Consider the following 19,466-nt stretch of genomic DNA (forward strand, 5'->3'; position numbering starts at 1 on the left):
ACATGGGCGTGGTCCTGGATGTCGTCTACATCGCGCTGATGGTGTTTCTCATCGTGCTCATCTTCCGGTTGGTCATGGACTACGTCTTCCAGTTCGCCCGCTCATGGCAGCCCGGCAAGGCGATGGTGGTCGTTCTGGAGGCCACCTACACTGTCACCGATCCACCGCTCAAGCTTCTGCGGCGGGTCATCCCGCCGCTGCGTCTCGGGGGCGTGGCGCTCGACCTGTCCTTCTTCGTACTGATGATCATCGTCTACATCCTGATCTCGATCGTGAGCCGGCTGTGAGCGATGTGAACTACCGTCTTGCCGAATGCCGACGACTACGTTGAGGTGAAGAGATGCCGTTGACCCCCGAGGACGTGCGGAACAAGCAGTTCACGACCGTCCGCCTCCGAGAAGGCTATGACGAGGACGAGGTCGATGCCTTCCTCGACGAGGTCGAAGCCGAACTGACCCGGCTGCTCCGCGAGAACGAGGACCTGCGCGCCAAACTGGCCGCCGCGACGCGTGCTGCTGCCCAGAACCAGCAGAACATGCGCAAGCCGCCGGAGCAGCAGGACCAGCAGCAGCAGGGCATGCCTCCCCAGCAGGGGATGCGAGGCCCCGGCGCTCCGGTGCCCGCCGGGATATCGGGCCCGCCGCAGCAGCAGATGGGTGGCCCCATGGGTGGTCCGCCCCAGCTGCCGAGCGGTGCCCCGCAGCTGCCCGCCGGCCCCGGTGGCCAGGGCGGTCAGCAGGGTCCCGGCCCCATGGGCCAGGGTCCGATGGGCCAGGGCCCCATGGGTCAGGGCCCGATGGGCGGTCAGCCGCCCATGCAGCAGATGGGCGGTCCGATGGGCGGCCCCGGCCAGGGTCCCGGCGGCGACAGCGCCGCGCGCGTCCTGTCGCTGGCCCAGCAGACCGCCGACCAGGCGATCGCCGAGGCCCGTTCCGAGGCCAACAAGATCGTCGGCGAGGCGCGTTCGCGTGCCGAGGGTCTCGAGCGTGACGCCCGTGCCAAGGCCGACGCCCTGGAGCGGGACGCGCAGGAGAAGCACCGCGTCGCGATGGGCTCCCTGGAGTCCGCCCGCGCCACGCTGGAGCGCAAGGTCGAGGACCTGCGCGGCTTCGAGCGCGAGTACCGCACGCGGCTGAAGTCGTACCTCGAGTCCCAGCTGCGTCAGCTGGAGACCCAGGCCGACGACTCCCTCGCCCCGCCGCGCACCCCGGCCACGGCCTCCCTGCCGCCGTCCCCGGCGCCCTCGATGGCCCCGGCCGGCGCGAGCGCCCCGTCCTACGGCGGCAACCAGGGCATGGGCGGCGGTCCGAGCCCCGCGGGTCCGTCCTACGGCGGCCAGCAGCAGATGTCCCCGGCGATGACCCAGCCCATGGCTCCGGTCCGCCCGCAGGGTCCGTCGCCGATGGGCCAGGCGCCCTCGCCGATGCGTGGTTTCCTGATCGACGAGGACGACAACTGACGGCCGCTCGTACGCCTTAGGCGTCGGCAGCGTTCGAGGGGCGGGGCCCCGGATTCCGATCCGGGGCCCCGCCCCTTTTACGCGTGTTGCGGAGGGCCGGGCACCGACGGGCCACGGCCGGGGTGCCCGGTGCCGGACAGCGCAACGGCGGCCGCCCCCGAGGGGCGACCGCCGTGCGGCACGGGCGCGGCCCGCGCGTTACGCCTTGCGCAGGCGGAACGTCAGGGACAGGCCCTCGTCCGTGAAGGGCGCACCGTAGGTGTCGTCCGCCTCGCCCTGGGCGAAGTCCGTCGCCAGGACCTCGTCCGCGATCAGCCCACCGTGCCGGCTGAGCGCGTCGATCGTCGCCGGGTCGGTCGCCGTCCAGCGCAGCGCGATGCGGTCGGCCACGTCCAGCCCGCTGTTCTTGCGGGCCTCCTGGATCAGCCGGATCGCGTCCCGGGCGAGCCCCGCCCGGCGCAGCTCCTCGGTGATCTCCAGGTCCAGGGCGACCGTGGCGCCGGAGTCGGACGCCACCGACCAGCCTTCGCGGGGCGTCTCGGTGATGATGACCTCGTCCGGGGCCAGCGTCACCGTCTCGCCGTCGACCTCGACCGACGCCGTGCCCTCGCGCAGCGCCAGGGACAGCGCGGCCGCGTCCGCCGCGGCGACCGCCCGGGCCACGTCCTGCACCCGCTTGCCGAACCGCTTGCCCAGCGCCCGGAAGTTGGCCTTGGCGGTCGTGTCGACCAGGGACCCGCCGACCTCGCTCAGCGACGCCAGCGACTCGACGTTCAGCTCCTCGGTGATCTGGGCGTGCAGCTCCGGGGAGAGCGCGTCGAAGCCGGTCGCCGCGATGAGCGCCCGCCGCAGCGGCTGACGCGTCTTGACGCCGGACTCGGCGCGCGTGGCACGGCCCAGCTCCACCAGCCGCCGCACCAGCACCATCTGCTTCGACAGCTCCGGGTCGATCGCCGACAGGTCGGCCTCCGGCCACGAGGACAGGTGCACCGACTCCGGGGCGTCAGGGGTGACCGGGACGACCAGGTCCTGCCAGACCCGCTCGGTGATGAACGGGGTCAGCGGGGCCATCAGCTTGGTGACCGTCTCCACGACCTCGTGCAGCGTGCGCAGCGCGGCCTTGTCGCCCTGCCAGAACCGGCGCCGCGAGCGCCGCACGTACCAGTTGGACAGGTCGTCGACGAACGCCGAGAGCAGCTTGCCGGCGCGCTGGGTGTCGTAGGACTCTAGGGACCGGGTGACCTGGTCGGTCAGCGCGTGCAGCTCGGACAGCAGCCAGCGGTCCAGCAGCGGGCGGTCGGCCGGGGCAGGGTCGGCCGCGGAGGGGGCCCACCCGGACGTACGGGCGTACAGCGCCTGGAAGGCCACCGTGTTCCAGTACGTCAGCAGGGTCTTGCGGACGACCTCCTGGATCGTGCCGTGGCCGACGCGGCGGGCCGCCCACGGGGAGCCGCCGGCCGCCATGAACCAGCGCACCGCGTCCGCGCCGTGCTGGTCCATGAGCGGGATCGGCTGCAGGATGTTGCCCAGGTGCTTGGACATCTTGCGGCCGTCCTCGGCGAGGATGTGGCCCAGGCACACGACGTTCTCGTACGACGACTTGTCGAAGACGAGGGTGCCGACCGCCATCAGCGTGTAGAACCAGCCGCGGGTCTGGTCGATCGCCTCGGAGATGAACTGCGCCGGGTAGCGGCTCTCGAACAGCTCCTTGTTCTTGTACGGGTAGCCCCACTGCGCGAACGGCATCGAACCCGAGTCGTACCAGGCGTCGATGACCTCCGGCACGCGCGTGGCCGTGCGGCCGCAGCCGTCCTGCGGGCAGGCGAAGGTGACGTCGTCGATGAACGGGCGGTGCGGGTCCAGCTCCGACTGGTCGCTGCCGGTCAGCTCGGTCAGCTCCGCGCGCGAGCCCACGCAGGTGAGGTGGTCGTCCTCGCAGCGCCAGATGGGCAGCGGCGTGCCCCAGTAACGGTTGCGGGACAGCGCCCAGTCGATGTTGTTGTTCAGCCAGTCGCCGTACCGGCCGTGCTTGACCGTGTCGGGGAACCAGTTGGTCTTCTCGTTCTCCTCGATCAGCCGGTCCTTGACGGCCGTGGTGCGGATGTACCAGGACGGCTGCGCGTAGTAGAGGAGCGCGGTGTGGCAGCGCCAGCAGTGCGGGTAGCTGTGCTCGTACGGCAGGTGCCGGAAGAGCAGGCCGCGCTCGGCGAGGTCCTCGGTGAGCTTCTCGTCGGCCTTCTTGAAGAAGACGCCGCCGACCAGCGGGACCTCCTCGCCGAAGGTGCCGTCCGGGCGGACGGGGTTGACGACGGGCAGGCCGTAGGCGCGGCAGACCTTGAGGTCGTCCTCGCCGAAGGCGGGGGACTGGTGGACCAGACCCGTGCCGTCCTCGGTGGTGACGTACTCGGCGTTCACCACGTAGTGGGCCTCGGTGCCCTCGGGGAACTCCACCAGCTCGAACGGGCGCTGGTAGGTCCAGCGCTCCATCTCGGCGCCGGTGAAGGTCTCCCCGGTGGGCTCCCAGCCCTCGCCGAGCGCCTTGGCGAGCAGCGGCTCGGCCACGACCAGCCGCTCCCGGCCGTCGGTCGCGACGACGTAGGTGACGTCGGGGTGCGCGGCGACCGCGGTGTTGGACACCAGGGTCCAGGGGGTCGTCGTCCACACCAGCAGGGCGGCGCGGCCGGCGAGCGGGCCGGAGGTGAGGGGGAAGCGGACGTAGACGGAGGGGTCGACGACCGTCTCGTAGCCCTGGGCCAGCTCGTGGTCCGACAGGCCGGTGCCGCAGCGCGGGCACCAGGGGGCGACGCGGTGGTCCTGGACGAGCAAGCCCTTGTTGAAGATCTCCTTCAGGGACCACCAGACGGACTCGATGTACTCGGGCTCCATCGTGACGTACGCCTCGTCGAGGTCGACCCAATAGCCCATGCGGGTCGTCAGCTCGGCGAAGGCGTCCGTGTGGCGCAGGACCGACTCACGGCACTTGTAGTTGAACGCGGCGATGCCGTACGCCTCGATGTCCTTCTTGCCGCTGAAGCCGAGTTCCTTCTCCACCGCCAGCTCGACCGGCAGGCCGTGGCAGTCCCAGCCGGCCTTGCGGGCCACGTGGTAGCCGCGCATGGTGCGGAAGCGCGGGAAGACGTCCTTGAAGACGCGCGCCTCGATGTGGTGGGCGCCGGGCATGCCGTTGGCGGTGGGCGGGCCCTCGTAGAACACCCATTCGGGGCGGCCCTGGGACTGGTCCAGGCTCTTCGCGAAGATCTTCTGCTCGCGCCAGAAGTCGAGCACCGCGTGTTCGAGCGCGGGCAGGTCGACCTGGGCGGGCACCTGGCGGTACTGCGGCTGCGTGTTCAACGCGCTTTCCTCCGGCGGACGTGCTGCCTTCCGTCGGAGGGACGAGAGCCGTGTCCTGCTCGTACGCCGGTTCGGCGGGCTCCCGCGGTACCACCCTCCTTGGCCCCCGGTGCGCCGTACGCGCCGGTGAGCCCCCTCATTGGGCTCGCGATGCCGGTTCTACTGACCGCTGCGGCGGCTTTCTTCCGGCGGCTCCGGGGTGATCTTCACGTCGCGCTCGCCCCCGGGCTCCCACCGTCCCCGGGTCGCTCTGGGCTGCGTACGCCGCTACTCGTCCCCATCCACGCTTCTCGCTCCGCCCAGTGTACGGCGCGGCGGGGGCGGCGGCCGACCGGATTGCCGGGGCGGGGGTGACCCGAACGGCGAGGGGGTGCCGGGCGGGTGCGGGGGCGCTCGCGGGGGCGGCCCGTGCGGCGGATTACCGGGCGGGGAGCCGGGCACAACGCAGGCAGGCTCACCGCGCGGCGTGCGCGGGGCGGGCGAATCGGGCGGTGTGCCCCGTTGCCGCGGGACTCAAGTCGATTTATCGTCCCAGCACGATACGCGCGCAAGATCACAATATGTGAAGGGGCCGCGGCCATGGTGGCGAAGAAGACCGCCGTACAGCAGTCGGCGCCGGGCAGGTCCCGGAACCCGGACACCTCCGCCGGGGTGGCCGAGGGGGTCGGCGGAGGGGCCTCGGGACGGGCTCGTGGCGCGCGGGCGGCCGAGGCGACGGGGGCGGTGAAGCGGGTACGGACGAGGACCGCGGCCGGTGCGGGCCCCGAGCGGGGATCGGAGACGACGTCCGGAGGCGCACCCGCGAAGAAGGCGGCCACCGGGCAGAACGCGGCCACCGGGAAGAACGCGGCCACCGGGAAGAACACGGGCGCGACCGCAGCGGCCTCGGGCACCGGTACGGCCGGACGCAGGGCCACGGCGAGGACGGCCTCGGCGAAGAGCGGGGCGGGTACGGGAGCGGCGTCCCGGAAGGGGGCCGCGGGGGAGGCGACCGCGAAGAAGACCGCGGCGGCGCCCGGAACCGGGGCGGCCGCGAAGACCGCCTCCGCTGGGAAGGGCACCGCCGCGACGGCGGGGACGCGGGCCGCGAAGAAGGCGGCCGGTGCCAGGAAGTCGGCCGCGGCGGCCGAGAAGGCGCCGGCCGGCGGTGCGGACCCGGCCGTCGGTGAGGAGGCCGTGACGGGGAACGTGACGGGGAACGGGACGGGGAAGAAGAGCGCGGGGAGCGGGAACGTGAAGGGGGGCCGCGGGGGGAAGGCTGCCGGGGCCGGGGCGGTGTCGGGTGCCCGGGGGAAGAGCAGGGCCAAGAAGGCGGGCGCGGCCTCGGCCGCGGAGCAGACGGGAGCCACGACGGTGGTTGCGAAGAAGACTCCAGGCACGGCCACGGCGGCGAAGACCGCCGTACCCAAGGCGAGGATCGGGGCGGCCGAGCCCGGCGACCTCGCGGTGCGCCCCGGCGAGGAGCCCTGGACGCCGGAGGAGGTCGAGGAGGCCCGCACCGAGCTGACCGGCGAGAAGGACCGGCTGCGCGCCGAGCTCGCCTCGTCGGAGGCGGCGCTCGCCGGCCTGATGCGCGACTCGGGCGACGGCGCCGGCGACGACCAGGCGGACACCGGGACCAAGAACATCACCCGGGAGCACGAGCTGGCGCTCGCCGCCAACGCGCGCGAGATGCTGGAGCAGACGGAGCACGCCCTGGAGCGGCTCGACGCGGGCACGTACGGCCTGTGCGAGAACTGCGGCGACCCCATCGGCAAGGCCCGCATGCAGGCGTTCCCGCGCGCGACCCTGTGCGTGGAGTGCAAGCAGAAGCAGGAACGCCGGTAGGGAACCCGGCAGGCCGGCGGGGAGGGCGTGCCGTACCCTCGTCCTCAGTCAGGTACCTAGCTTGAGGGACTCACGTGGCAGAGGCGGAGCGGATCATCGGTACGCCGGACACCCCCGGGGCGGGGCCCGGGCCGGAGCAGCCCGACGCGAGCGGCACGGACCGTGCGGACGGCGCGGGGCGTGCGGACACCGCGTCCGACGCCTCCGCCGCCCGCCCCCGCAGCCGGCGGATCGCCGTGCTGTTCGCGGTCGCCGCGTTCGCCTACGCGCTCGACCTCGCCAGCAAGATGCTCGTGGTCGCCAAGCTGGAGCACCACCGCCCCATCGAGATCGTCGGCGACTGGCTGAAGTTCGAGGCGATCCGCAACGCCGGGGCCGCCTTCGGCTTCGGCGAGGCCTTCACGGTGATCTTCACCGTGATCGCCGCCGCGGTGATCGTGGTCATCGCCCGGCTCGCCCGCAAGCTGTACAGCCTGCCCTGGGCGATCGCGCTCGGCCTGCTGCTCGGCGGGGCCCTCGGCAACCTCACCGACCGGATCTTCCGCTCGCCCGGCGTGTTCGAGGGCGCGGTCGTGGACTTCATCGCGCCCAAGCACTTCGCCGTGTTCAACCTGGCCGACTCGGCGATCGTGTGCGGCGGCATCCTGATCGTGCTGCTGTCCTTCCGGGGCCTCGACCCGGACGGGACCGTCCACAAGGACTGAGTAACCCCGACGGTACGGCCGCCGGAGCACCGAGCGGGCGTACGGGCGGGCCGGACCCGTCCGGCATACTCGACGGGTGAGCACGATTCCCGAGATCCGTACCCTGCCCGTGCCCGACGGCCTGGAGGGCGAGCGCGTCGACGCCGCCATCTCCCGCATGTTCGGCTTCTCCCGCACCAAGGCGGCCGAGCTCGCCGCCTCGGGGAAGGTCACGGTCGACGGGTCGGTGGTCGGCAAGTCGGAGCGGGTGCACGGCGGGGCCTGGCTCGAGGTGGAGATGCCGCAGGCGCCCCAGCCCGTCCAGGTGGTCGCCGAGCCCGTCGAGGGCATGGAGATCGTGCACGACGACGACGACGTCGTCGTGATCGTCAAGCCGGTCGGGGTCGCCGCCCACCCGTCGCCGGGCTGGACCGGGCCCACCGTGATCGGCGGGCTCGCCGCCGCCGGGTACCGCATCTCGACCTCGGGTGCCGCCGAACGCCAGGGCATCGTGCACCGCCTGGACGTCGGCACCTCCGGCCTGATGGTCGTCGCCAAGTCGGAGCGCGCGTACACCTCGCTCAAGCGCCAGTTCAAGGAGCGCACGGTCGACAAGCGCTACCACACGCTCGTCCAGGGCCACCCGGACCCGACCAGCGGCACCATCGACGCGCCCATCGGCCGGCACCCCCAGCACGACTACAAGTGGGCGGTCACCGCCGACGGCAAGCCCTCGGTCACGCACTACGACCTGATCGAGGCGTTCCGCGCCGCGTCCCTGCTCGACGTGAAGCTGGAGACCGGCCGCACCCACCAGATCCGCGTCCACATGGCCGCCCACCGCCACCCGTGCGTCGGCGACCTGACCTACGGCGCCGACCCGACGCTCGCCAAGCGGCTGCGGCTGACCCGCCAGTGGCTGCACGCCGTGCGCCTGGGCTTCGAGCACCCCGGGGACGGCGAGTGGGCGGAGTTCGCCAGCGACTACCCCGAGGACCTGCAGCGTGCGCTGGACCAGGTCCGTGAGGAGACCTACGGATGACCGGGGCACCGGGCGTCCCGTCGTACACCGTGCGGGTCGTCGAGGACCTCGCCGGCCGTGAGGCGTGCTTCGCGGTGCGCAAGGAGGTCTTCGTCGCCGAGCAGGGCGTCCCCGAGGAGATCGAGTACGACGCGTACGACGCCGTCGCCGTGCACGTGCTGGCGGTCCGCGAGGACGGCCTGCCGCTCGGCACCGGGCGGCTGCTGCACGGCGAGGCGGCCGTGGGCAGGACCGGGGGCGACGCCTCGGTGGGTTCGCTGGGGCGGCTCGCGGTCGCACGCGCGGCGCGCGGCCTCGGCGTGGGCGCCGCGCTGGTGCGGGCCATCGAGGAGGCGGCCCGCGCGCGGGGCCTGGCGGCCGTGGACCTGCACGCGCAGACGCACGCGCTGGGGTTCTACGAGCGACTGGGGTACACGGCGTACGGACCGGAGTTCCCCGACGCCGGGATCGCGCACCGGGCGATGCGCAGGGTTTTGCCCGCGGTGTGATCGCGTCGGCGTGGCACGCTGGAGATCCGTTCCCGCGCCGTCGACCTGCCCGGAGTGCTGACCGTGGACCAGCTGGCCCTGTTGTTCGTGCTGCTGCTCGGGGCTGTGCTGAGCGTCCCGGTGGGGGACCGGCTCGGACTGCCCGCGCCGGTGCTGATGACCCTGCTGGGGATCGCGCTCGCGCTGCTCGACTTCGTGCCCAACGTGCAGGTGCCGCCCGACCTGATCCTCCCGCTGGTGCTGCCGCCCTTGCTGTACGCGGCGGTGCGGCGCACCTCCTGGCGGCAGTTCACCGCCAACAAACGGCCGATCTTCCTGCTGGCCGTGGCGCTGGTGTTCGTCACGACGGCGTGCGTCGCCGTCGTCGCGCACACCGTGGTGCCCGGCCTGCCGATCGCCGCCGCCGTGGCGCTGGGCGCGCTGGTCGCGCCGCCCGACCCGGTCGCCGCCACCGCCGTCGCCGGACAGCTCGGGCTGCCGCGGCGCCTGGTGTCCATCCTGGAGGGCGAGGGCCTGTTCAACGACGTGACCGCCATCGTGCTCTACCACGTGGCGATCACCGCCGTCGTCAGCGGCAGCTTCGAGCTGGGCGGCGCCGCGCTGGAGTTCGTGCTCTCCGCCGTGGTCGCGGTCGCCGTCGGGCTGGCGCTCGGCTGGGGCGCCAACAAACTCCTCGACCGGCTCGGCGAGGCGACCCTGCAGATCGGCCTCACGCTGCTCGTGCCGTACGCCTCCTACGTCCTCGCCGAGGAGCTGCACGGCTCCGGAGTGCTCGCCGTGCTCACCACCTCGCTGTTCATCGCGGAGTACGCCACCGACCCCGACGACGTGCTGACCCGGCTCGCCGGGCACGCCTTCTGGGACATCGTCGACACGCTCGTCACCGGCGTGGCGTTCGGCCTGATCGGGCTGGAGCTGCACAACGCGGTCCGTACGGCGTCCGGGCGGTGGAGCGAGATGCTGGGGTGGGCGGGGATCGTGGTGGCCGTCGTCATCGTCGTACGGCTGCTCTGGCTGCTGCCGGCGACCTGGCTGACGCAGCGGCTGCACGCCCGGCGGGACCGGGACGAGGACATCCCGGTGAGCTGGCGGGAGACCGTCGTCATGTGGTGGTCCGGGATGCGGGGCGTGGCGTCGGTGGCGCTGGCCCTGGCCGTCCCGCTCAAGACCGACGACGGCGGTGCGTTCCCCGACCGGGACGAGATCATCTTCATCGCCTTCGGGGTGATCATGGCGACGCTGGTGGTGCAGGGGCTGACGCTGCCGTGGCTGGTGAAGCGGCTCGGGGTACGGGCCGACACGGAGCGGGAGAAGGCGTTCGAGCGGGAGCTGGCGGTGCGCGCCGCGAAGGCGGCGAAGGCGCGGCTGCGGGAGATCGAGGCGGTGGAGGAGCTGCCCGAGGACTTCTCCGAGCAGATGCTGCGGCGGGCGTTCGAGATCGGTGTGCGGATCAGCCCGGACATCGGCGAGGAGGAGCGCAAGGAGGGGCACGAGAAGCGGGTGCGCCGGCTGAAGCGGGTGCGGCGGATCCAGGGGGAGATGCTCAGCGCCGCGCGGCACGAGGTGCTGGCGGCGCGCAGCGAGGCGGGGGCGAACCCGGAGGTGGTGGACCGGGTGCTGCGGCAACTGGACGTGCGCAGCCTGCGGTGAGCCGTCCGGGGGCACGGTGCCGGCCCCGCTTTCCCGCCCGTTTCGCGACAGTCGTGTCAAGGGCGGCCCTCGGCCCGGCCCCTGCGGGTACGCTCCGATCATGGCTCGGAACATCGTTGTCAGTGGTGGGGGCAGTGGAATCGGGTTGGCCGCGGCGCGGGTGTTCGCCGCCGACGGGGACCGGGTGCTGCTGCTCGGGCGCCGGGCGGAGGTGCTCGAGCGGGCCGGGGTGCCCGGGGCGCTCACCCGGGCCGCCGACCTGAGCGACGTGGACGACGTGCGGGGCGTCGCCCGGTTCGTCGCGGAGGAGCTGGGCACCGTCGACGTGCTCGTCCACTGCGCGGGCGGCACCGGGCAGCTCGAACCGCTGGCCGGCACCGACGACCCCCTGGAGCGCGTCGCCCACGACTGGGGCGTGAACTTCCGGCTCAACACCCTCACGGCCGTGCTGCTCACCGAGGCGTTGAAGGAACGGCTCGCCGAGCCCGGCGGGCGGGTGCTCTTCCTCAGCTCGGTCGCCGCCTACCGGGGGTCGGGCAGCGGGGCGTACGGCGGGGCCAAGGCGGCCCTGCACCCCTACGCGCACGACCTGGCCCGGCAGGTGGGGCCGCGCGGGATCACGGTGAACGTGGTGGCGCCCGGCTACGTCGAGGACACCGAGTTCTTCGGGCCGGCCATCGACCCGGCCCGCCGGGAGCGGCTGGTCGCCGAGACCTCCACCGGGCGGGCCGGGACCCCGGGGGACGTCGCCGCCACCCTGCACTGGCTGGCGTCGCCCGGCGCCGCCCACGTCACGTCCCAGATCATCCAGGTCAACGGCGGCGCCGAGCGGGGCCATTGAGGACGGCCGGGGCTCTCAGCCCCGGCCGGTGCGCGGCTTCTCGTACGCCCGGTGGTCGCTCCGGAACTCCTCCCACGGCGTCTGCGAGGGCACCCGGCCCGGCGGGGGCACCGCGCCCGCGGTGTTGACCCGGGGCAGCGCGTACGGGTGGTGCTCGGCCAGCCAGCGGATCATCTGCTCGCGCACCGCCACCCGCACCGTCCACACGTCGTCGGCGTCCTTCGCCGTCACCAGGGCGCGCACCTGCAGGGTGTTGGGCGTGGAGTCGGTCACCACCAGGCCGTAGTCGCGGCCGTCCCAGGCGGGGCACTCGCGCAGGATGTCGCGCAGCTTCTCGCGCATCAGCTCGGTCGGCGCCGAGTGGTCCAGGTGCCAGTACACGATGCCGGTCATCTGGGGGGTGCCGCGCGACCAGTTCTCGAACGGCTTGGAGGTGAAGTACGACACCGGCATGGTGATCCGGCGCTCGTCCCAGGTCCGCACGGTCAGGTAGGTCAGCGTGACGTCCTCGACCGTGCCCCACTCGCCGTCCACGACCACCACGTCACCGAGGCGCACCATGTCGCCGAAGGCGATCTGGAACCCGGCGAACATGTTGCTCAGGGTCGACTGCGCGGCCACACCGGCGACGATGCCGACGATGCCGGCCGAGGCGAGCAGCGAGGCGCCGGCCGCGCGCATGGCGGGGAACGTCAGCAGCATCGCCGCGACGGCCACCACCCCGACGACCGCCGACACCACCCGCATGATCAGCGCGACCTGGGTGCGCACCCGGCGCACCCGTGCCGGGTCGCGCTGGGCGCGGGCGCTGGCGTACCGCTCGTACGAGGTCTGCACGATCGCGGAGGCGATCCGGATGATCAGCCAGGCCGCGGAGCCGATCAGCACCAGCGTCAGGAAGCGGCCGATGCCGACCCGGTGTTCCAGGAGCAGTTCCGCCTGGTCGTAGGAGCCTCTGAGCAGGGCCGCGCACAGCACGAGCTGGTAGGGGATGCGGCCGCGGCGCAGCAGGCCCCACAAGGGTGTCTCGTGGTGCCGGGCGTCCGCCTTGCGCAGCAGAAGGTCGGAGGCCCAGCCGATGACGAGTGTCAGTACGACCGCACCCCCGACCACGATCACGGGTCGGAGCAGGTTCTCCATGTCTTCGAACGTAACCGGGACCGCAGGGGGCTGAACCTGAGGTTCCTGTGACGATCGCCATGAACTTCTGTGCGCGGGGTGCCCCGAGCGGTGTCGTGAGGGCCGTCGGCGGGGCTGGCACCATGGTCCCCATGAACGTCATGCTGTTTCACTCGACCCATGGCCTCAGGCCCGCCGTGCACGCGGCGGCGGACCGGCTGCGTGCCGCCGGGCACGAGGTGTGGACGCCGGACCTCTTCGACGGGCGCACGTTCGAGGACGTCGAGGAGGGCATGGAGTTCAAGGAGCGCCTCGGCAAGGAGGAGCTGCTGCGGCGGGCCGTGCTGGCGGCCGCGCCCTACTCGGAGCGGCACCTGGTGTACGCCGGGTTCTCGCTCGGCGCGTCGGTCGCGCAGACCCTGGCCCTCGGTGACGACAAGGCGCGCGGGCTGCTGCTCCTGCACGGCACCTCCGACCTCGCGCCGAACGCCTCGGTGGACGACCTGCCGGTGCAGCTCCACATCGCGGAGCCGGACCCCTTCGAGACGGAGGACTGGCTCGGCTCCTGGTACCTGCAGATGCGCCGGGCGGGCGCCGACGTGGAGATCCACCGGTACGCCGGGGCCGGCCACCTCTACACCGACCCCGACCTGCCCGACTACGACCGCGAGGCCGCCGAGGCCACCTGGCGGGTGGCGCTCGGCTTCCTCGCGTCGCTCCAGGAGGATCAGCCCGCGCGGTAGGCGGCCCAGCTCTGCTGCATGCGGGTCACCTGGCCCGGGGTGAACTGGTACATGCAGGCGTCGTACGTGTAGTCCATGAAGTTGTGGATGGGGTCGACGCCCGCCTTGTTGGTGCAGGTGTCACGGCCCGTCGGGCACTGGTACGCGGCGCTCTTCTCGGCCGGGGTGTCGTCGACGTAGTCGCCGCTGCCGCTGCAGCCGCCCTGGAAGGTGTGGTAGAGCCCCAGCCAGTGGCCGACCTCGTGGGTGGCGGTGTCGCCCTGGTCGTAGTTGGTCGCGGTGCCGCCCGGCAGGGACGCGTCGAGGATGACGACGCCGTCCATGGACGGGCTGGACTTGTAGGAGCTGGGGAAGGTGGCCCAGCCGAGGAGGCCGCCGCCGAGGTTGGCGGTGTAGATGTTCAGCGCGTTGGCGCCGCCCTTGCGCAGCGCGGTCTTCATGGCCTTCTCGGCGGTGGAGCCGGAGGACAGGTTGTACCAGGTGGCGTTGTCCGTGTAGTCGGTGCCGGCCAGCGTGAACTGGAAGCCGGAGTCGGTGTTCCCGGTGCCCTGGCCGGCGTAGGCCGCGTTCAGCACGTTGATCTGGGAGCTGATCGCCGAGGAGCTGAGCTGGCCCTTGGCGCCGTCGTGGATCACGTGGAAGTAGACCGGGATGCTGGCCGCGGCCACTGCGGAAACGTTTCGGCCGCTGACGCGCAACTGGTCCAGCTTCTTGCGCAGGTCGGCGTTCATGGCCTGGGCCCCCGCCTCGGTGACCTCGTTGGGCTCGGCGGCGTGCGCGCCGTTGCCGGGGCGGGCCTGGCGGGCCGTCGCGTCCGCGGTGTCCGCGCAGGCGGAGGCGGCGGTGTGGGCGAGGGTGCCGGCCGCGGCCACACCGGTGGGCGTCGACAGCGGGGCGAGCATCAGGGTGCCGGCCACGGCGGCCGTGCCGAGAAGGCGTCTGCGCGTCTGGGGGGACGTCCGGGCGAACGCACGCATGCTGACTCCTGGTGGAATCGGTGGGGAGAGGGGCGCAGGGGTCTTCCTGGCCACCGCCCGGAGATTACGTGGACATGACCATGTCCGAAGAGCATCGTTCCAGCCATCAACTGCCCGGTGACCGTGGGTGATCGAAGCGGGGGTGGCGGGTCGAGCGGGTGGAGGCATGAGACGGTGTGCGCCGGTTCGTGACCGGAACACGCCGCCCGTCGTCCCCGCCTGACCCGCCGAGGCGGGTACGGGGGTGGCCCGTACCCGCCTCGGGGGTGACCCGCAGGTGGCGCCGAGGTGGCCGGAAAGCGCCCCTCACGCACCGTCGTTACGTCGTCCACACACAGCTTTTACACAGGGTCGTAGGTCCGCTCGACCTTCTGCGTGCCGCTGCGCGTGCGGTACGAGCGCGCCCAGGACGAGGTCGCGTCGGGCCGGGTGCGGTCGGAGAGCACGTAGTAGTCCATCTGCGCGCGGGCGGCGGTGATGTCCAGGACGCCGTAGCCGTGGCGGTCGGTGTCGACCCAGTGGACGTGCCGGTTGGCGGCGCGGATGAGCGGCGCGGCCACCGCGGAGACCGTGCCCTCGGGGACCTTCACCAGGTCGTCGAGGTTGTCGGAGGTCACCGAGGTCACCACGAACTCGGTGGCGGCGGAGGCGGACAGCGGGTACGTGCCGGCGTCCACCGGCACGTCGTTGGCCCACGCCATGTGGATGTCGCCGGTCAGGAAGACGGTGTTGCGGATGGCGTGCGCGCGCAGGTGGGCCAGCAGCTCGCGGCGGTCGTCGGTGTAGCCGTCCCACTGGTCGGTGTTGAGGGCGAGGCCCTCCTTCGGCAGGCCCAGCAGCTCCGCCAGCGGCTTCAGCAGGTCCGCGGTGAGCGCGCCGATCGCGAACGGCGAGATCATGACCGAGTTGCCGACCAGCCGCCAGGTGGTGTCGGAGGACTGCAGGCCCGCCTTGAGCCAGTCGAGCTGGGCGCGGCCGGTGAGGGTGCGGTCCGGGTCGTCGACGCCGCCGTTGCCGGTCTTGACCTGCTGGGAGCGGAACGAGCGCAGGTCCAGCAGCGACAGGTCGGCCAGCTTGCCGAAGCGCAGCCGGCGGTAGGTGGTGCCGGCGATGGCCGGGCGGACCGGCATCCACTCGAAGTAGGCCTGGCGTGCGGCGGCCTGACGGGCCGTCCAGGTGCCCTCGGCGCCCTCGGTGTGGTTCTCGGCGCCGCCCGACCAGGCGTCGTTGGCGAACTCGTGGTCGTCCCAGATCGCCACGACCGGCGCCTTGTGGTGCAGCGCCTGGAGGTCCGGGTCGGTCTTGTAACGGCCGTGCCGGGTGCGGTAGTCGGCGAGGGTGAGGATCTCGTGGGCCGGCGCGTGCGGCCGTACGACCGTGTCGCGGGTGCCGTACTGGCCGGTGCCGTACTCGTAGATGTAGTCGCCCAGGTGCAGCCAGGCGTCCAGGTCGGAGCGGGCGGCGAGGTGGCGGTAGGCGGAGAAGTAGCCGGCCTCCCAGTTGGCGCAGGAGACCACGCCGAAGCGCAGGCCCGGCACCGCGGCGTCCACCGCCGGCGCGGTGCGGGTGCGCGCCACCGGGGAGTCGGTGCCGCCGGCCGAGAAGCGGAACCAGTAGTCGGTGGCGGGCTGCAGGCCGCGCACGTCCGCCTTGACGGTGTGGTCGGAGGCGGCGGTGGCGGTGACGGACCCCTTGGCGACGACGGTGGTCAGCGCCTTGTCCTGGGCTATCACCCACTCGACCTTGATGTCGGGGCCGATGCCGGAACCCGGTGTCGCCCCGGCGGTCGGGGTCACGCGGGTCCACAGCAGGATGCCGTCCGGGAGCGGGTCGCCGGAGGCGACGCCGTGCAGGAAGGCCGGCGTGTCGTCGGCGGCCCGGGCGGGCAGCGCGGCGGCGAGCGGTCCGGCCAGGACGGCGGTGGCCGCGGCGGCCTTGACGACCGTACGGCGGCGCGGGGCAAGCGGCTTGAGGCCTTGTGAGGCTCTGTCTCGACTGGTCACGGGCGATCAGGTTACTCAGCGGTACGCCGAAAAGCGGGCGAACTCCCGAAAGTTCGCCCGCTCTTCGCGTGCCGGTCGGCAGTACCGGGCCGGCGAGCCGTGCCGGGCCCGCGTGCCGGATCGCGCCGTGCGCCGGGTCAGCCCTTGAGGGCCGCCGTGAGCGCCGTGGTGAAGTCGGCCACCGTCATCGGGGCGTTCTTGCCGTCCGAGCCGGTGAGGGTCTTGCCGTCCATCTTCAGCGTCGGGGTGCCGCTGACGCCGCTCTTGTCGAACACCTTGGACATCTCCAGCGCCCACCGGTCGTAGGTGCCGTCCTTGACCGCCTTCTGGAACTTGGCGTTGCCCTTCAGCGCCGGGACGGTGTCCGCGATCTTGATCAGGTAGGCGTCGCTCTTGAACTTGTCGTCGGTCTCCTCGGGGTGCCACTTCGCCGAGTACATGGCGGTCTTGTACTCGAAGAACGCCTCGGGGCTGACGTCGAGCGCGGCACCGAGCGCGCTGAGGGCGTTCTTGGAGCCCTCACCGCTCATGGTGTTGTCCAGGAAGGTGGCGCCGATGTACTGGATCTTGAACTTGCCGGCGTCCAGGTCGGACTTCACCGTCGGGCCGACCGTCTGCTCGAACTGGGAGCAGATCGGGCAGCGCGGGTCCTCGTACATCTCGAGGGTCTTCTTGGCGGTGCTCTTGCCGACCACCACGGTGGTGCCGTTCTTGCCGCTGGAGTTCGCGGGCTTGACCAGGGTGGCCGTCTTCGCCTCTTCCCAGTGGCCGGGCTTGTTGGCCTGGACGACGGCGTAGCCTATGCCGCCGGCCGCGGCCAGCACGGCCACCGCGGAGGCGGCGACGATGACCTGGCGGCGGACCTTCGCGCGCTTGGCAGCGCGCTCGCGCTCGATGCGCAGCCGCTCGCGGGCCGCCGTCTTCGCGGCCTGGCTGTTGCGCTTGCTCATGTCTGTGTTCTCCCTGGGGGACGCGCACGGGCTCGTGCGCGGATACGTGTGGGGGTGCTGCTCGTGCTCGACGAGGTGCGCGGGGGCCGCGCAGGAGGATCTCCCGGCCCGCCGCTCAGGCGGCGAGGCGCAGGGCGTCGGGGCGCGGGGGGCCGCGTCGGCCCGGGCCGTGCACGAGGAGCGGGTCCCGAGGGAGGTCCGGACGCAGCGCGGAGCGCGGCGGGCGGGCGGCCGACGGGGCGCGTCGTACGGTCGAGGCGGCCACCGCCAGCAGCAGCGGGCGGAACGTCGTCGCGGTCGCCGCGCGCAGGAGCTGGGCCAGGGCCCGCTCACCCCGGCGCAGCCAGGCCGCGGCGGTCAGGCCCACCGTGAGGTGCGCGGCCAGCAGCAGCCAGGCCGTCCCGGGGTCGGAGTGGGCCAGCACCCCGCCGAGGCGGTCGGCGTCGGTGCCCGTGAGTCGGGCCAGCGGGGTGCCCACGCGGGTGCCGTCGCCGCACAGGACGTCCCAGCCGACCGAGCGCAGCGGGCCGGTCACCGGGCCGCCGGCCGGGCCGTAGCAGACGTGCTGGCCGGTGGTGAGGACCGTGTCGGCCGCCAGCTCCAGCGGCACCAGCAGCGCGGCGATGTGCCCGAAGCCGCGCTCGCGGCCCGCCAGGGCGTAGGCGAGCGCGAACACGGCGGCCGCGACGGCGGCCACCGTGTTCAGCGGCAGGGGAGCCCGCGACAGCAGCACGTGCGACGCGGTGCTGAGCGTCACGACGAGTGCCGTGAACAGCGCCGCGCGTACGGCTCTGAGGCGGGTCCCGGATATGTCCATAGCGACAACGAGTGTGGCACGCGCTCCTGTAAGGGACCCCTAAAGGGGACCTGTGAGCGTCCTTTCCGTCACAGACCCGGAATCCGCCCGTTGCGGAACAGGTCCACGAAGATCTGGTGGTCCGCCCGCGCGCGGGCGCCGTAGCGGTGCGCGAAGTCGACCAGCAGCGGCGCGAAGCCCTCCTCGTCGGCCGCGATCGCCGCGTCGATGGCCCGCTCGGTGGAGAACGGCACCAGGGACTCCCCGGAGGTGTCGTCCGCCGCCGAGTGCATCGACGCCGTGGCCCGGCCGAGGTCGGCGACGACCGCCGCGATCTCCTCCGGGTCGTCGATGTCGCCCCAGTCCAGGTCCACCGCGTACGGCGAGACCTCCGCGACGAGCTGCCCGGCGCCGTCCAGCTCGGTCCAGCCCAGCCACGGGTCGGCGTGCGCCTGCAGGGCGCGCTGGGAGATCACCGTGCGGTGCCCCTCGTGCTGGAAGTAGTCCCGGATCGCCCGGTCGGTGATGTGCCGGGAGACGGCCGGGGTCTGGGCCTGCTTGATGTAGATCACGACGTCGTTCTCCAGGGCGTCGCTGTGGCCCTCCAGCAGGATGTTGTACGACGGCAGGCCCGCCGAGCCGATGCCGATGCCGCGCCGGCCCACGACGTCCTTGACGCGGTAGGAGTCCGGGCGGGCCAGCGAGGAGTCCGGGAGCGTCTCCAGGTAGCCGTCGAAGGCGGCCAGCACCTTGTAGCGGGTGGCCGCGTCCAGCTCTATCGAGCCGCCGCCGGGGGCGAAGCGGCGCTCGAAGTCGCGGATCTCGGTCATCGACTCCAGCAGGCCGAACCGGGTCAGCGAACGGGCGTCGCGCAGGGCGTCCAGCAGCGGGCCGGTCGCCGTGTCCAGGGTGAACGGGGGCACCTCGTCGCTCTTGGCGCCGGTCGCCAGCGAGCGGATGCGTTCGCGGTACGCGCCCGCGTAGATCCCCACCAGCTCGCTGATCTGCTCGTCGCTGAGCGCCTTGGCGTACCCGATCAGCGCGATCGACGCCGAGAAGCGCTTCAGGTCCCAGGTGAAGGGGCCGACGTAGGCCTCGTCGAAGTCGTTGACGTTGAAGATCAGCCGGCCGTTGGAGTCCATGTACGTGCCGAAGTTCTCCGCGTGCAGGTCGCCGTGGATCCACACGCGCGAGGTGCGCTCGTCCTGGTAGGGCCCGCTGTCCCCGCGCGACTCGCCCGGTCCGTTCGCCGCGTCCAGGTCGTGGTAGAAGAGGCAGGCCGTGCCCCGGTAGAAGGCGAACGCCGAGGCCGCCATCTTGCGGAACTTCACCCGGAACGCGGCCGGGTCGGCGGCCAGGAGCTCGCCGAAGGCGGTGTCGAAGACGGTGAGGATCTCCTCACCGCGCTGCTCCTCGTTGAGCGGGGTGACCGACATCGCGGGGTGCCTCCTGGTGCATGACGTGTACGACAGCGTTCCTGTCGTCTCCCAACGGACGGGGCCGCCGGGAAGTGCCCGCGGCCCTCGCTGTGAAGGTA

Annotated in this window: 16 protein-coding genes; 9 read left to right on the forward strand and 7 right to left on the reverse strand. The window is 72.5% G+C overall.

The features are described from left to right. Nucleotides 1-2 precede the first annotated feature (2 nt). Nucleotides 3-287, forward strand: a complete 285-nt coding sequence (locus tag E4U92_RS12330; protein WP_055633825.1) for a YggT family protein — start codon at nt 3-5, stop codon at nt 285-287. Nucleotides 288-340: 53 nt separating this feature from the next. After that, on the forward strand, nt 341-1,459 hold the full coding sequence (locus E4U92_RS12335; RefSeq protein ID WP_137300375.1) for a DivIVA domain-containing protein: 1,119 nt from the start codon (nt 341-343) through the stop codon (nt 1,457-1,459). Nucleotides 1,460-1,657: 198 nt separating this feature from the next. Here the strand turns inward: E4U92_RS12335 and ileS are convergent, their stop codons facing one another. Continuing rightward, nucleotides 1,658-4,810: an isoleucine--tRNA ligase gene (gene ileS / locus E4U92_RS12340; RefSeq protein WP_137300376.1), complete on the reverse strand. Its 3,153-nt coding sequence runs from the start codon at nt 4,808-4,810 to the stop codon at nt 1,658-1,660. Between the two features lie 579 nt (nt 4,811-5,389). Here ileS and E4U92_RS12350 point away from each other — a divergent pair. The 6 genes from E4U92_RS12350 to E4U92_RS12375 all read left to right on the forward strand — a co-directional run bounded on the left by E4U92_RS12350 (nt 5,390) and on the right by E4U92_RS12375 (nt 11,341). Beyond that, a complete protein-coding gene (locus E4U92_RS12350; protein ID WP_137300377.1) occupies nt 5,390-6,637 on the forward strand; it encodes a TraR/DksA family transcriptional regulator in 1,248 nt (415 codons plus the stop codon). 74 nt (nt 6,638-6,711) lie between these two features. After that, entirely contained in the window at nt 6,712-7,341 is a 630-nt protein-coding gene (gene lspA / locus E4U92_RS12355) for a signal peptidase II (RefSeq protein WP_137300378.1), read from the forward strand. Nucleotides 7,342-7,417: 76 nt separating this feature from the next. Next, the gene (locus E4U92_RS12360) at nt 7,418-8,362 is read left to right on the forward strand and encodes an RluA family pseudouridine synthase (protein ID WP_137300379.1); all 945 of its coding nucleotides are present in this window, start codon (nt 7,418-7,420) and stop codon (nt 8,360-8,362) included. After that, nucleotides 8,359-8,850, forward strand: a complete 492-nt coding sequence (locus E4U92_RS12365; protein ID WP_137300380.1) for a GNAT family N-acetyltransferase — start codon at nt 8,359-8,361, stop codon at nt 8,848-8,850. The genes E4U92_RS12360 and E4U92_RS12365 overlap by 4 nt, the downstream gene beginning before the upstream one ends. Nucleotides 8,851-8,913: 63 nt before the next feature. Next, on the forward strand, nt 8,914-10,500 hold the full coding sequence (locus tag E4U92_RS12370; protein ID WP_137300381.1) for a Na+/H+ antiporter: 1,587 nt from the start codon (nt 8,914-8,916) through the stop codon (nt 10,498-10,500). 100 nt (nt 10,501-10,600) lie between these two features. Then, a complete protein-coding gene (locus tag E4U92_RS12375; RefSeq protein ID WP_137300382.1) occupies nt 10,601-11,341 on the forward strand; it encodes an SDR family NAD(P)-dependent oxidoreductase in 741 nt (246 codons plus the stop codon). Between the two features lie 15 nt (nt 11,342-11,356). Here the strand turns inward: E4U92_RS12375 and E4U92_RS12380 are convergent, their stop codons facing one another. After that, complete coding sequence (locus E4U92_RS12380) at nt 11,357-12,481, reverse strand: mechanosensitive ion channel family protein (protein WP_137300383.1); 1,125 nt, start codon at nt 12,479-12,481, stop codon at nt 11,357-11,359. 131 nt (nt 12,482-12,612) lie between these two features. Here E4U92_RS12380 and E4U92_RS12385 point away from each other — a divergent pair, with 131 nt between their 5' ends. Then, nucleotides 12,613-13,203, forward strand: coding sequence for a dienelactone hydrolase family protein (locus E4U92_RS12385; protein WP_137300384.1), 591 nt, complete (start codon nt 12,613-12,615; stop codon nt 13,201-13,203). Here the strand turns inward: E4U92_RS12385 and E4U92_RS12390 are convergent. The 5 genes from E4U92_RS12390 to E4U92_RS12410 all read right to left on the reverse strand — a co-directional run bounded on the left by E4U92_RS12390 (nt 13,188) and on the right by E4U92_RS12410 (nt 19,365). Beyond that, a complete protein-coding gene (locus E4U92_RS12390) occupies nt 13,188-14,180 on the reverse strand; it encodes a zinc metalloprotease (protein WP_137300385.1) in 993 nt (330 codons plus the stop codon). The genes E4U92_RS12385 and E4U92_RS12390 overlap by 16 nt on opposite strands. Nucleotides 14,181-14,521: 341 nt before the next feature. Then, nucleotides 14,522-16,183 carry an alkaline phosphatase D family protein gene (locus E4U92_RS12395; protein ID WP_137300386.1) on the reverse strand — a complete coding sequence of 554 codons (1,662 nt, stop codon included), beginning with the start codon at nt 16,181-16,183 and terminating at the stop codon, nt 14,522-14,524. Nucleotides 16,184-16,320: 137 nt separating this feature from the next. Further along, a complete protein-coding gene (locus E4U92_RS12400; protein ID WP_137300387.1) occupies nt 16,321-17,133 on the reverse strand; it encodes a thioredoxin domain-containing protein in 813 nt (270 codons plus the stop codon). A gap of 115 nt (nt 17,134-17,248) precedes the next feature. Continuing rightward, nucleotides 17,249-17,950, reverse strand: coding sequence for a hypothetical protein (locus E4U92_RS12405; RefSeq protein WP_137300388.1), 702 nt, complete (start codon nt 17,948-17,950; stop codon nt 17,249-17,251). Between the two features lie 68 nt (nt 17,951-18,018). Next, on the reverse strand, nt 18,019-19,365 hold the full coding sequence (locus E4U92_RS12410; RefSeq protein ID WP_137300389.1) for a DUF2252 domain-containing protein: 1,347 nt from the start codon (nt 19,363-19,365) through the stop codon (nt 18,019-18,021). Nucleotides 19,366-19,466 lie beyond the last annotated feature (101 nt).

This window comes from Streptomyces galbus (genome assembly GCF_005280195.1).
GTDB lineage: Bacteria > Actinomycetota > Actinomycetes > Streptomycetales > Streptomycetaceae > Streptomyces > Streptomyces galbus.